This window comes from Fundicoccus sp. Sow4_F4 (assembly GCF_052116145.1).
Taxonomy (GTDB): Bacteria; Bacillota; Bacilli; order Lactobacillales; family Aerococcaceae; genus Fundicoccus.
On the sequence record NZ_JBQKLQ010000009.1, the window covers coordinates 58,556 to 73,199 of the forward strand.

Annotated in this window: 12 protein-coding genes; 7 read left to right on the plus strand and 5 right to left on the minus strand. The window is 38.1% G+C overall.

Annotation, left to right across the window (positions count from 1 at the left end):
- Window positions 1-1,200: 1,200 nt before the first annotated feature.
- Window positions 1,201-2,817, minus strand: a complete 1,617-nt coding sequence (locus tag ACTQ5J_RS11950; RefSeq protein WP_441753261.1) for a peptide ABC transporter substrate-binding protein — start codon at window positions 2,815-2,817, stop codon at window positions 1,201-1,203.
- Between the two features lie 539 nt (window positions 2,818-3,356).
- On the opposite strand from ACTQ5J_RS11950, the gene ACTQ5J_RS11955 reads away from it, so the two are divergent.
- Genes ACTQ5J_RS11955 through ACTQ5J_RS11965 form a run of 3 tightly spaced genes read left to right on the plus strand, consistent with a single transcriptional unit; the run spans window position 3,357 to window position 3,858 of the window.
- Window positions 3,357-3,446 (plus strand): hypothetical protein, encoded by a 90-nt coding sequence (locus ACTQ5J_RS11955; RefSeq protein ID WP_441753356.1) that lies wholly within the window; start codon window positions 3,357-3,359, stop codon window positions 3,444-3,446.
- Window positions 3,446-3,730, plus strand: coding sequence for a RhuM family protein (gene rhuM, locus ACTQ5J_RS11960; RefSeq protein ID WP_441753262.1), 285 nt, complete (start codon window positions 3,446-3,448; stop codon window positions 3,728-3,730). The genes ACTQ5J_RS11955 and rhuM overlap by 1 nt, the downstream gene beginning before the upstream one ends.
- Window positions 3,731-3,756: 26 nt before the next feature.
- A complete protein-coding gene (locus tag ACTQ5J_RS11965; RefSeq protein ID WP_441753263.1) occupies window positions 3,757-3,858 on the plus strand; it encodes a DUF5960 family protein in 102 nt (33 codons plus the stop codon).
- Between the two features lie 475 nt (window positions 3,859-4,333).
- Here the strand turns inward: ACTQ5J_RS11965 and ACTQ5J_RS11970 are convergent, their stop codons facing one another.
- The 3 genes from ACTQ5J_RS11970 to coaA form a co-directional block, all read right to left on the minus strand.
- Entirely contained in the window at window positions 4,334-4,783 is a 450-nt protein-coding gene (locus ACTQ5J_RS11970; protein WP_441753265.1) for a hypothetical protein, read from the minus strand.
- Window positions 4,784-5,779: 996 nt separating this feature from the next.
- Entirely contained in the window at window positions 5,780-7,339 is a 1,560-nt protein-coding gene (guaA, locus tag ACTQ5J_RS11975; protein ID WP_441753358.1) for a glutamine-hydrolyzing GMP synthase, read from the minus strand.
- Window positions 7,340-7,383: 44 nt separating this feature from the next.
- Window positions 7,384-8,325 (minus strand): type I pantothenate kinase, encoded by a 942-nt coding sequence (gene coaA, locus ACTQ5J_RS11980; RefSeq protein ID WP_441753267.1) that lies wholly within the window; start codon window positions 8,323-8,325, stop codon window positions 7,384-7,386.
- 320 nt (window positions 8,326-8,645) lie between these two features.
- On the opposite strand from coaA, the gene mvk reads away from it, so the two are divergent.
- From mvk to fni, 4 genes are all read left to right on the plus strand, one after another.
- Complete coding sequence (gene mvk / locus ACTQ5J_RS11985; RefSeq protein ID WP_441753268.1) at window positions 8,646-9,683, plus strand: mevalonate kinase; 1,038 nt, start codon at window positions 8,646-8,648, stop codon at window positions 9,681-9,683.
- 83 nt (window positions 9,684-9,766) lie between these two features.
- Window positions 9,767-10,765, plus strand: a complete 999-nt coding sequence (mvaD, locus tag ACTQ5J_RS11990; protein ID WP_441753269.1) for a diphosphomevalonate decarboxylase — start codon at window positions 9,767-9,769, stop codon at window positions 10,763-10,765.
- 3 nt (window positions 10,766-10,768) lie between these two features.
- A complete protein-coding gene (locus tag ACTQ5J_RS11995; RefSeq protein WP_441753271.1) occupies window positions 10,769-11,944 on the plus strand; it encodes a phosphomevalonate kinase in 1,176 nt (391 codons plus the stop codon).
- Window positions 11,945-12,049: 105 nt separating this feature from the next.
- Window positions 12,050-13,144 (plus strand): type 2 isopentenyl-diphosphate Delta-isomerase, encoded by a 1,095-nt coding sequence (fni, locus tag ACTQ5J_RS12000; protein WP_441753272.1) that lies wholly within the window; start codon window positions 12,050-12,052, stop codon window positions 13,142-13,144.
- Window positions 13,145-13,244: 100 nt separating this feature from the next.
- Here fni and ACTQ5J_RS12005 read toward each other — a convergent pair whose 3' ends face one another.
- Window positions 13,245-14,555 (minus strand): alpha-glucosidase/alpha-galactosidase, encoded by a 1,311-nt coding sequence (locus ACTQ5J_RS12005; RefSeq protein ID WP_153831202.1) that lies wholly within the window; start codon window positions 14,553-14,555, stop codon window positions 13,245-13,247.
- Window positions 14,556-14,644: the final 89 nt, after the last annotated feature.

Below are 14,644 nucleotides of genomic sequence, written 5' to 3' on the forward strand. Positions count from 1 at the left end.
AGCACTCACACATTCATATTCTTAGTAAATGACATCTTTTCCTTTCCAACATTTGGATTTGATTGCCTAGACATCAAAGTTGGTTTCGCTTTCCAGAAAGATTTAATCGCTTTTGATTTTCAATCTTCTCACTCTTTAGGGGGTGACTCTAGTCCGTTCTTTCTTAGTTTACGCTAACTATTTCTCTATATTTTTCAATAATAGTCCATTTGATTTTCATCATCTAAAATTCCCCATTAATTGAATTATAATAATTCTCATCATGTTCTTACGCCTTTTGATCAAGTTTAGCTCTTTATAGCTAGATAGTTGGGCAGATAAATCGGATAACTCAAGTAAGTCTGTTGATATTCTATGCTTGGTAGCAAAAATTAAGACATACCGGATTTGTTAGTAAACATACTCGACTCAAATTGAAACACAACGCATCAGGCTGTCCCCTTCATCTATTCAGCGTTTCTTAGTCTCTAAATAGCCTAACCACATCATGGCGACTTGAGCGACGATGTGAAACATGGCCTGAGATTCGTGGCGTCTTGAGCGATGGTGTGGTCGTATGACTCGGTTAGATTCTGTCTGATTTCGCCGTACTCTCTCTGGGGACCAAAACGATAGAGGTAGTCTATTTCTATATCATGCTTATTTAAATTGGCGGTGTTCTCGATCAATAAGAAATTAGCCACTTTTTGCATTTTACGGTCTTGATACTCTCTATCAATTTTAAAAGACAATAGCTTCTGCCTATTATCATAAGTTTCACTGTTTGATTACAAACATTTGAATGTACGTTCGCTTAATCAACAACCATTCATAAATATACCAAAAAAAAACTCATCCTCAATTAAGAGAGTGGGCTTGAACAATAAAATAATTTATCAATCCTATATTATGAATATTTAAACCCCCAATAGCAATTCATTATATAAATTTGATGTAATAATAGTAGCACTTAAAAAAAGACGTGTACGAGCAAACACATACAATAGCGGATTCAATCAAAGCATATTTGATTTCATCGTCCTATGAAATTTACTGCTCTCTTACATTGACTCTCATAAACATCTATTCATATTATTATTGTATATACTTTAAGTTTCATGTAAATAGCGCTAGCTAAGCCAATAAATAAAACCGCCAAAAACACTTTTAATAGTGTTTTTTGGCGGTTTTTCTACAATATTTCATAAATCAAAATAAATATTACTCTGCAAAATAAACATCTTTCAGATTAATACGCCCCACTCCATCATAATCCATACCGTGTAGTTTTTCATTCTGCACGTAAGCATTACTATAGTAGTAAAGTGGAATAACTGGCATATCTTCAATCATGACAGCTTCTGCTTGACGTAACAAATCTAGACGCGCATCAACATCTAATTCAAACATCGCTTGATCTAATAATTCTTTATATTCTTCTGATTCCCAGCCAGTATCATTATTACCGGCATCAGCAGTCTTGTAGTTGTCTAGGTAAGTCGTCGCATCATTGTATTTACCCGTCCAACCAATACGTCCAACTTGGTAATCTTTAGTATCTAATCGATCTAAGTAAACTTGCCATTCAGTGTTATCAATTTTTGCATTGATGCCTAATTCACGCGCCCATTTCTCTTGAATATCTTGTGCGATAACAGAGTGAGCTTCACTTGTATTGATTGAAATATTAATCGTTAACTCACTTGGATCCGATAGACCTAATTCTTCTAAACCAACCGTCAAGTATTCACGAGCCGAATCGTAGGCAGCATCTTCGAAGTAGCCGCGATCTTCCTCAAATCCAGGAATCACGTTTGGAACATAACCTAAAGCTGGAACTTGTCCACCCTTCGTAATATTATCGACAATATTCTGGCGGTCAACGGCAAAAGCAAGAGCTTTACGAATGTTCACATTCGCCATTGTTGGATCAGTTGTATTAATCACATACCAGTAAATCGCAGAAATAGGTTGAGTTTTTAAGATCCCTTGATCAGCAAATTCATCAATCATCCCTAAAGCGACTTCTCCATACGGTGAACCTAAATAATCCAATGAGCCTGACAAGTATTCATTACTTTGTGTAGCTTGAGATTCGATAATTTGTACATGAACTTCGTCCAAGGCTACATTCTCTTTATCCCAATATTGGTCATTCTTCGTTAATACATAGTGACTTTGATGAACCCACTCTGTTAATAAGAATGGTCCGTTTGTGATGTAATCATCTGTTAAACCAACCGCCCAATCTGGATTACCTTCCACTACCGACTGATGAACGGGTAAGAATGTATACATACCGAGTAACTCAGTAAAGTAAGCTGTTGGCGAAACTAAAGTTACTTCTAAAGTATAGTCGTCTAATGCCTTAACAGCGACATCATCGGCACTACCTTCACCAGTGTTATACGCCTGTGCGCCTTCAATGACGTATAAAAACTCTGCACGTTGTGATAAGGTTTCAGGATTTAAAGCACGTTTCCAACCATACTCAAAATCTCCCGCTACCACTTCATCACCGTTAGACCATAATGTGCCTTCACGCAGATAGAATGTATACACCAAACCATCTTCACTCATATCCCATGATTCTGCTAGTGCAGGAATTACTTCTCCTTCTGGCGTCGTATCTGTTAAGCCTTCAAACACGTTATCAATGATCGCACCAGATGTTGTATCCGTTGCGATAGCTGGGTCAATCGTTGGTGGTTCAGATCCAATAGCTAAATTTAGAATATTCTCCTGAGCACTCACTGCTAGTTGTGGAAATAACCCTCCAAATGAAACAATTAATGCCATAAAAAAAGTTGAGAGTTTATAAACAAAATTTTTCTTCATATTTTTAACACTCCTTATCCATTAATATACATAATTTCACATTAATGAAAGCGTTTGTCAAGGTTATTATTATAATTCAATTAGAATTGTTATCACTTTATTAACACCCCCTCATTTTAAAATCTGCATAATAAATATAAATTAATATCGGGGATGGTTATCACTATAATTCCCATCTATTAAATTGATAGCTTACTAATAAGTTCTGTATTTAAATGCGCTAATCTCAATTCTTTACAAAAGATTAAACACAAAAGTTTGTATTATATAAATTAATCAATTTTATTATATTGTTAGCTGACACAAAATTATTTTATTTATTTCATGAGTTTATCGATTTAATACGTCTTAATGTGCCGGGTGTTCTTATAACTATCGGAGTGTTTTATATTTTTGGTTAGTATTATTCATTTGAGCTTAAATAAACTCAAAGCAAATTTCGAGCGACGTTTGTATCCAATATATTTAACGATAATTAGTTAGAACTTAATTCAACTGTTGTAAAAATTGCAACAGTTCGAAAAGAAGGTAATAGAGAGATTTCTAGGGATTTAACCTATTATAGTATTGATGGAAATATATCAGTTGGATATCGAGTGAACTTTATACGCGCTACTCATTTCAAATAATGGGCTACCGGTGTTTTAAAAGAGTATATGATAAAAGGTTAAAACAAGGAGCGAATCTTTTAGAGAAAGACTATTTTCAAGAACTTCTCGAAATAGTACGCTCAATTCATGCGAGCGAACGAAGAATGTGGCTAAAACTGACTGCCATATTTTCCGAAGTAAGTACCGAATATGAAAATTCCAGTGAAATAACGAAATTATTTTACGCTAATGTACAAAATAAATTTCACTATGCAATTGTTGGTCAAACCGCTGCAGAAATCATCTATAATTTAGCGGATTAATCTAAAGACAATACGGGTTTTACCACTTGGAAAATTTCACCATGAGTCTTCTTATGACTTTTGTTACTGATGACTTATTATTATCAATGGCGGTCTCTCAAAAAAATTACTTTATCTTGAACAGATAAAATTCACTTGATCGAGAAAATCATTATTTTATTTTTAACGTTAAGATGGCTTCTGAAGCTTAGATGGTCAGAATTTATGAATACGTTGGACATTAGACAGCAAAAACAACCCAACACTCGGTTAAGAGAGTGGATTATTTGTACTAGAAAATACTAATGATAGTCCTTCTACTTTTTAGAGTAAGTAACCAAGCGAAAAGTAAGCATATATCAGAATTAATATTATAAGCAAAAGTATTTTACTTAATTCTATTTTACTTTTCATTCCTAATTTAGAATACTGATACAAAATATATAGATTACATACCAACGGGATTACGACAACTAATAATGTACTAAAAAAAAATTTATAATAATCTATTTCTAGTGCATTAAATAAAATGTTATAGACTAGCATAGAGATCGCACTTAAGATTTGAAAATTCTTTTTATACTTTTTATAGTTTATATCTTTCATGATAGCCCTCTTTTTTATTTATTCCCAAACTTCATATGTGTGAGTAAAAGTTGTCCCTGTTACATAATTAGTATAGGACGCATTACTATAGAAATTCATCCTTACAGTAACGTGGAACCTACCATTAGATTCTCTCCAACTTGACTGCTTGTAAGTATAGTAGATATAATCTGTATTATATTCAATTAATGTGCCAGCTATACCTATAACACCACCAACCGTACCCATACCTGCAACAGCAATAATTGCTCCAGCAAGTCCTACTACAGTTCCAGGTTTTTTAATAGAACCATAGATTGTATTTGCTCTCATCAAGGAACTTGAACCATAGTATTGTTCAAGTTCAGCCAATTCTTCCTCAGTAACCTTGTACACATATTCAATGTTTTCTCCATCTTCAATAACTGAGTATGGTTCTAGCTGATCCCATGAATTAGCATAAGCAATAGCGTTTGATAACGGAAACACAGATGGTAAAAAAAATCATTACAACACAAATAAAACTTAAGATTTCCGCTATGTTTTCCCTCATTTTTATGCTCCTTTTTTGAACCGAGAGAAACAACAGAAAGCGCCTTTAGGGACGATTGTTTGGGTTTTGCTTCCACCTTCAAATGAAAAAGAAAATCACGAAAATCACGCAGCTGAAGAGAGAGTTGATAATAATATTTATAAATACAGAACAGAAGCTCGATTGCGAAGTAGGTCTTCACGCTTCGTTAAGGGCATTTTTCTAGTTTTAGATATATTAGGGTCGCTAATGATTGGTTGACTTTTTACGAATTTGACCAATAATTGGGATTATTTTACATATGGGATTGGCTCCTCCGTTGGTATACTACTAATATACCATTTGGTTACAAATGTCATTAGAATTTCTGAAAATCGTTATGTAAACAATTTAATACAAAATGATTTGATTGAAGTTCAAAATAAAAATTCTAATTTTTTAGAAATTCTATTATTCTACATAGAAAAGGTATTAGCACCGGACCATCAGGCACTCCTGATGGTCTAGTAGACAACTTGTCACAGGAAGTTGAATTCTCACAAGAAATTCCGGATACTAGTATCGAAATTTCACACACTGTAATAGACTAAGTAAGAAAACCTAGAACTATGTCTTAGGCTTCTTAGGTTCGATTCGTTTATACTATATCGTGATTTTTATTTTAGTTGAACTATTAAGCGCAGCTCATCGTGGTGGTTTACCAAAGCGGTAATAAGGGGAATCGGCGTAGCTTGGTCTGACTCTGAGCAACGCGAATTAGACAGAACCTAGCCGATTCAGCTGAAAAAGCACGAACGCCAGTGAGGCTTTGAAAGCGACCAACGCATTGGAAAACCAATAAGGTAAGCGAAGCACAAAAGGCATTCTATCAACTCTAACCTAATAATTCCTTATACTATAAAAACAGCGACGCCCCTATTTTAAAAGGGGTGTCGCTGCTTTCTTTTATTCTTCTATTCCCATTCAATTGTTGCTGGTGGTTTTCCTGTGATGTCATACACGATACGGTTTACGTGTGCGACTTCATTTACAATACGCGTACTGATTTTTTGAAGAATATCCCAATCAATACGAGCGAACTCACCAGTCATACCATCAATCGATGTCACTGCGCGAATACCAATCGTATAATCATACGTACGACCGTCACCCATCACACCTACACTACGAATACCTGGTAGGACTGTAAAGTATTGCCATACTTCACGTTCAAGACCGTGATTTGCAATTTCTTCACGTAAAATCGCATCGGATTCACGAACGATTTCAACTTTTTCTTCAGTAATTTCACCTAAGACACGAATCCCTAGACCGGGTCCTGGGAATGGTTGACGCCAAACAATGCTGTCAGGCATGCCTAGTGTTGTTCCTAATGAACGCACTTCATCTTTGAATAAAGTACTCAATGGTTCGATTAATTCGAATTCCATATCTTCGGGTAATCCACCCACGTTATGGTGAGATTTAATTGTTTGAGCTGTTTTTGTACCAGACTCAATAATATCCGTGTAAAGCGTGCCTTGTGCTAGGAAATCCACACCTTCTAACTTAGTCGCTTCGTCATCAAAGACGTAAACAAACTCGTTACCGATAATTTTACGTTTTTCTTCTGGATCGCTCACCCCACGCAATTTATCGAAGAAGCGTTTTTTAGCATCCACACGAATAATGTTTAGGCCAAACTTACCTGTTAATGCTTCCATAACTGCGTCGCCTTCACCTTTACGTAGAAGTCCGTGGTCAACAAAGATACATGTTAATTGATCGCCAATTGCTTTTTGCAAAAGAACTCCAACCACACTTGAATCGACCCCTCCGGATAAACCAAGTAATACTTTACGGTCGCCGACTTTTTCACGAATTTTAGCAATTTCAAACTCAATGAAATTGTCCATTGTCCAGTCACCTGTTGCTTGACAGATTTCAAAGGCAAAGTTACGTAACATTTCATTACCATGTGTACTATGATGAACTTCTGGATGGAATTGAACACCATAAATTTGACGCGCGGTATTCTGGAAAGCTGCGATTGGACAATGATCATTGCTTGCGATGACTTCAAATCCCTCAGGTAATTCAGTGATTAAATCGCCATGACTCATTAAAACTTGTTCTTCATCAGCTAAACCTTCAAAAATTCCAGTTGACGTTTCACTAATGTTAATCATTGAACGTCCGTATTCGCGTTTGTTCGCTTTAGAGACAGTACCATTGAATAGTTGTGTTGTTAACTGCATGCCATAACAAATGCCTAGAACCGGTACACCTAAATCATAGATTGCAGGATCTACTGTAAAAGCATCCTCTGCATACACACTATGTGGACCTCCAGATAGGATAATACCAATGACGTTTCCTTCTGCTTTAATAGCTTCTGCACTTGTGTCATTCGGTAGTAATTCACTAAATACTCCGAACTCGCGGATTCGACGTGTGATTAACTGATTGTATTGACTTCCAAAATCTAAAACAATAATCTTTTCAATCGCTTTTAATGTCGCGGTCAACTTTATTCCCCCATTTACTTCTTTAGTATTGTTCTATTCTACACGAAATTTTAGTATTTGCGAACATAAATTGCATCTATCGCGTGATCATCCGTCTTATGCAGTATAATATTCGCTCGGCTACGGGTCGGTTGAATGTATTGAACGAGGTTCGGTAGGTTGATTGAATACCAGATCTCGTCCGCATAGTCATGCGCTTCTTCGCGTGGGAGTTTACTGATTTCATAGTAGTAATTAGTCGGGTCATTCTCGGCTAAATCCATGTGCATATCAAAGCGTTCTCTGTACCATTTACGAATATTACGCGCTTCGGCATCAACATAAATCGATAAATCGAAAAAGTCGCTGACATAAAGTTGTTGGTTTTGCGGTAATTGGAACACATTGATTCCCTCAACTATCAGTATATCTGGTTGATCAACCACGCCGTATTCACCCGGTATCACATCATAAATTTCATGAGAATAAATTGGATACTTCACGGCTTCTTTAGACGTTTTGACCATACTCATAAAATTCAATAGGCCAGTCATGTCATAACTTTCTGGAAAGCCTTTACGATTTAAAAGGCCTTGCTGTTCCAATGCTTCATTTGAATATAAAAAACCATCTGTCGTTAACATCTCGACTTTACGTCCTGGATACGTTTCTTTCAATAATTGATGAAGTACTCGAGCGGTTGTGCTTTTACCTACCGCTACACTCCCTGAAATACCAATGACGAATGGGATGGCCGGTGAGTGAACCGGACTTTCTGGATCCGTCGTAAAAAATTCATCTCTCTTATTCTGAAAATTATGATCACTTCTGATGGCTATATCGACATAATGAACCAGAGGGGCATAAACTTCACGCACATCTCTTTGAGAAAGACGGTCATGTAAGGAAACTAAATCTGATAATTGTTGAACCGGAGCAATTTCGGGTCCATCATATTGGAATTGTTGCCATTCTTGACGTGTGTAACGAGTATACAATTTAAATTGAGTCACTTTTAAACTCCTTCATTTGGGATATATTGTTTATATAATTCATTCATAGATTTAGACTTGCGAGAGTAACAGCTGTTCAACTATAATAGTCTATGCTAGTTAAAGCAGACAGCTTTATCTCTTTTGGATATTTAGTTAATTTTATCACAGAAAGATGTGCTTTGTATTCAATAAATCTTAAACAGTTCAAGATAAAGCTTAAATTTATTTAAATAATACGATTAATCGTACTAATACCATGCGAACTATTGGTACAATACAATTGAAGGTCGTACGTCGTAACAACAGACAATTACAGGTTGAATGGAGGCAGTTCTTTTATGGAGTCACGTTATCAGGGACAATTTGATGAAAATCGATTAGATATATCAATTGAACTAGTCAATCAAGAACAAGCAGGCATTACATCAGAAGCAACTCAAACGACTTCTAAGGTAGGTCATGGGTATGCACACAGTAAAATTATTCTGATGGGTGAGCACGCTGTGGTCTATGATTACCCTGCGATAGCGCTACCATTCCCTGCTGTGCAAGTTCACGTCCAAGTCGAAGCTTCACAACACTCCAATTCTTATATTGATTGTCAATATTACGCTGGGCCATTGGAAGATGCTCCTTCCATGTTAGCGAACCTTAAACGAGCCATCAGCTTAACTCTTGATAGCTTTAAGATACTTTCACAACCGATTCAGATTACGATTGACAGTACCATCCCTCAAGAAAGAGGCATGGGCTCTTCTGCTGCTGTTTCTGTCGCGATTGTTCGGGCAATTTGTGATTACTATTGCGTCCCTATTTCTGACAAGCAGCTTCACTTGATTGTCAATCAAGCAGAAGTCATTGCCCATGAATCAACTAGTGGACTAGATACTCTAATGACTAGCACACCTAATCCTGTCATCTATCGAAAAAGTCAGACACCCCGTCCGTTTCCTTTGAAAATGGATGCCTTCTTAGTGGTCGCAGACAGCGGCCAGGCAGGTCAAACGAAACTTGCGGTTAACCATGTCCGACTACTGAAAGAAAAGAAACCTTTATTAGTAGAGGAATTAATGTCAGCGATTGGAAAGTTCGTTCAACAAGCACACGATGCCATCCAAGCTAATGATGCGACCGAGCTCGGCCGCTTAATGACTTACAACCACTACTATTTAAATCAACTAGGCATTTCAAATCCAATATTAGACCGCATCATTAATGCAGCCTGGTTAGGCGGCGCCCTCGGCGCTAAATTAACCGGTGGAGGTTTAGGCGGTTGCGTCATCGCACTTGCAACGGACGAGGCGAGCGCTCAAGTAGTCGCTCAAGAAATGAAAGAGGCTGGAGCCATCCAGTCATGGTATATCCCATTAGATTAAACACTACTTATCAAAGCAAGTTATTGGACAAAATAGGACCAAAAATTCCGTACAATAACTTGCACTAATAAAAGGAGTTCGTCATGACCAAGCAATTATTCTCTGCAAAGTTTCGTGCTCACACAAACATTGCGCTTATTAAATATTGGGGTAAGCGAAACAAAGAGTTATTCTTACCCGTTACCAACAGTCTCTCATTAACGTTGGATGCTTTTTATACAGATACTGAAGTCGAGTTCGATACGTCACTTACGAGTGACGTGTTTTATTTAGACGGCGTCTTACAAAATGACTTTCATACAGCAAAAGTCAGCCGCTTCCTCGACTTATTTAGAAAAGAAGCTAATCGACCTAACTTATTTGCGACTGTACGTAGTATTAACCATGTCCCAACAGCAGCTGGGTTAGCTTCCTCTGCTTCCGCTTTTGCGGCTCTAGCTGGTGCTTGTAATTTGGCTCTTGACTTAGCTATCGATACACAAACCCTATCAACTTTCGCTCGTCAAGGATCAGGCAGTGCCAGTCGTAGCTTACTCGGCGGTTTCGTTGAGTGGCATAAAGGGCAAGGTGACGACAGTGCATCAAGTTATGCAGAAGTATTTGATGATGCCGATTGGGACCTTGCAATGGTTTTCGTCATCATTAACCGACAAGCTAAGAAAGTCGACAGTCGACTTGGTATGGAACACACTAACGAGACATCCCCTTTCTATGAACTATGGCCACGCGAAGTGGCAAAAGATCTAGAGAAAATAAAACCAGCGATTAAAGCCCATGACATCGACACAGTAGGTACAATCGCTGAACATAATGCCATGAAGATGCATGCCATGACGATTGCCGCTAACCCAAGTTTCACCTATTGGGAACCTGGCTCAATCGAAGCGATGCAAATCGTGCGTCGATTACGTGAAGAGGGCATTTCGGCATACCTCACGATGGATGCCGGCCCAAATGTCAAAGTACTTTGCCGTGCAAGTGAAGCTGAACGTGTCAAAGCAGCTTTTGTGTCACGATTTGGCGAAGAACAAATTGTTATTGCAAAACCCGGGCCTAATGCCTACCCGCTAGATAAGGAGTAATGTATGAATTTCTCATCTGTTATGTCAAACTTATTTGAATTGAAACCTGAACAGAACTTCCAAACACAAAGCATCAAAGTGCCAGGTAAATTGTACATTTCAGGCGAGTATGCCATTTTAGAACCTGGTCATCCTGCCATTTTAATTGCCGTTGACCAATACTTAAATAGCCAACTTTCTATCAGCTTGAAACCTTATCATGGCTGTATTCAATCAGATTTACCAGGAATGAACGACTTAAACTACCGCCGAAACCCACACACAAATGATATTCAAATCAACATCGAACAACAATCTGCCGGCTCGCTGAAGGATTGGCGTTATGTCTTAGCAGCCATTGAGGTGGTTGAAGCGTTGATTACTGAAATTGGCCGCCCGATTCAAGACTATCAGCTGACTTTCTCAAGTGATCTTGCTTCGCAAGAAGGTAAGAAGTATGGTTTTGGCTCAAGTGGCGCTGTCACAGTTGCTACGATTCGTGCCTTGATTCAATTTTACGGACTTCAAGCGATTTCCGCTGAAACAATTTTCAAGCTGGCTTGTATTGCTTTGACTAAATTGAATACGAACGGCAGTTTTGGTGATATTGCAGCCATTACATTAGGTAATTGGGTGTACTATCAATCCTTTGACCGCGATTGGTTACGCGCTCGTTTAAGTACTAATCCATCGACCCTCGATTTATTACATGTTGACTGGCCCTATCTAAAATTAGAAACCATCCAAACGATTGAAGATATGACCGTTTTAATTGGTTGGACTCAATCCCCAGCTTCAACAGACGACTTAGTAGGCTACCTACGTCAACAAATGAATGATGCTGATACAACTTCTCCCTACAAGACTTTCCTAGAGGACAGCCAAGTGAGCGTCGAAAGCATGCATCAAGCGTTTAAGACTAAGAATATTACACTCATCCAAGAAGAGTTGGCTAATTACCGCCACCTATTATTGAAACTCAGCAAGCAATTTAATTTAACAATTGAAACACCTGCTTTGAGCGATTTAGTTAATTTATCACAGGCTTATCAATTTGAAGCCAAGTCTTCCGGCGCAGGCGGCGGCGATTGTGGCATCGCGATCGGCCATAAGAATCAAAAGTCTGAGCTTTTACAAGAACAGTGGAAAGCCACTGGCATTATACCATTGGATATTAAAGTAGCTCCCTTACAGGTGTAGGGAGCTATTTTGTTAGTAGTGTTTTCATTAATGAAGTAATAGTCGGCTTTTAGTTATAGATGTGTTAGAATTTACTTAACAAGACTTAAGAAACGGGGTGCTTTTATGACAGATGAACACAAGCAAACGATAGATTCACAGCGTAAAGATGATCATGTTAATTTAGCTTTAGAGCAACAAGCCGCCATGAAACACTCGGCTTTTGATGATGTGCGTTTCGTGCACCATTCATTTAGCGATTTATCCATGGCTCAAGTCGATTTATCCACTGATTGGGCTGGGCATACGTTCGACCTCCCCTTCTATATCAATGGGATGACTGGTGGTTCTAGTTTTACCAAGCAATTCAACCAAAAATTGGCAGAGGTAGCCCGTGAAACGGGACTGGCGATGGCGTCAGGTTCAATCAGCGCTGCTTTAAAAGACCCTAGTGTTGCAGATAGTTTTACTGTGATTCGCGAGGTCAATCCAAATGGTTTCGTGATGGCCAACTTAGGGGCTCATCATTCATTGGAAAATGCTAAGCGTGCCGTTGATTTATTACAAGCAGATGCTTTGCAAATTCATTTAAATGTCCCTCAAGAAGTCGTAATGCCTGAAGGTGACCGCGATTACCGTAGCTGGCCTGATAACATTGCTGATATTGTCCATGGCTTGGGCTTGCCGGTTATCGTTAAGGAAGTTGGTTTCGGCATGAGCCGCGAAACAATGGAACAATTAGTCCGTTTAGGCGTCCAAACCGTAGATGTAAGCGGTCGCGGTGGAACAAACTTTGTGACAATTGAAAATGACCGTCGTGATCGTTTAGACTTCAGCGACTTAGCAAGTTGGGGACAAACCACACCTGAATCACTTTTAGAGTCTCTTAGCGTGCAAAGAACTCTTGATGTTCTAGCAAGTGGTGGGATTCGTCACTACACGGATATCATTAAAGCCCTAGCCTTTGGTGCTAAAGCGACTGGTTTATCAGGTAAATTCCTTGCTTCGGTTCACGAAAAAGGGGTGGCTGAAACAATCCAAACTGTTCGTGATTGGGAAACGTCGTTGCGTCATATGATGTTAATGTTAGGTTGTTCAAACTTAGCAGAATTACGTCGTACGAACTTAGTGATTTCTGGTGACTTGCGTGATTGGGCTCAAGCACGTCAAATAGACTTCACAAAACTTGCCACACGTGGCCGCTACAACACTTTATTCTAAAATTAGACATGACTAGGAAACGCTTGGCGTTTCCTTTTTTTGTTTAGATAAATATAAAAAGCCTTGGAGCGACCTCCAAGGCATTTATTACTAAGCATGATTATTGATAGGCTGGTAAATAATCCCCATGTGCTTCAATTAACTCATCACACATTGCAACAATATCATCCATTGATAATTCAGAATTCGTATGTGGATCTAAGAAAGCTGCTTGATAGATTTTACTCTTATCTAGAGTTAATGCTGCTTCAACGACTAACTCTTGCACATTAATGTTTGTACGGTTTAGTGCAGCTAGTTGAGTAGGTAAATCTCCGACATAAGTGGGTTGTACTCCGTTCTTATCAACTAAGCATGGCACCTCAACACAAGAGTTTTCAGGTAAATTAGTAATTAAACCTTTGTTCAATACGTTACCCGCGATCATGGTTGGATTTCCTGTCGTAATAGCATCCATAATATATGAGGCATACTCACGGCTACGAGTATGAGTTAGATCTCCATTTTCAACGATATCATCTCTTTGATGTTCCCAATCAGAAATTTGCTGTTCACAACGACGCAAGTACTCATTCAGCGGAATTCCAAAACGCTCAATAAGTTCTGGATATTTACTCTTAATAAAGTAAGGATGATACTCTGCATTATGTTCACTTGACTCAGTAATATAATAATCGAATCGCTTCATTAACTCGAATCGAACTGAGTCACGGTGTGGGTTTTCTTTCTCTGCTGCTAATTTTTTAATAGTAGGATAGAAGTCTTCACCATTTTTAGTGATTTCTAATAACCACGCCATATGGTTAATTCCGGCAATTTTCCATTGAAAATCATCTAAATTCTCTTCTTCCGCAATTCCCAAATGTTCAAATAACTCTGGCACACAAACTTGCACACTATGACAAAGGCCTACCGTTTTTATTTTCGTCGCTTTTAGGATTCCCATTGTTAACATAGACATAGGGTTGGTGTAGTTAAGTAACCAAGCATCCGGGCAAACTTCCTCCATCTCTTTAGCAAATTCTAACATCACCGGGAACGTACGTAAGGCTCTGAATATTCCACCAATCCCCATCGTATCACCGATAGTTTGTTGTAGTCCATATTTTTGAGGGATTTCAAAATCGATTACTGTACTCGGTTTATAGCCCCCCACTTGAATGGCATTGATAACAAAATTGGCATCTCTTAATGCTTCTTTACGATCTTGATAAGCTGTAATTGATGCACGCCCTTCGTTTGAGTTTTTATTAATTGTATTAAGCATACTTTCTGATTCTCTTAATCGATTCTCATCTATATCATAAAGTGCGATTTCTGCATGATAAAGACTGGGTGTCAGCATTGCATCACCTAAAATATTCTTAGCAAATATTGTACTTCCTGCACCAATAAACGTGATTTTAACCATTAGACAGACTCCTTTATAAATGTATTATTGTTTTTTTAGTGTGATAAAAGTAAATCCTCATTATATTTTTAAAATTTTCTTATATATAC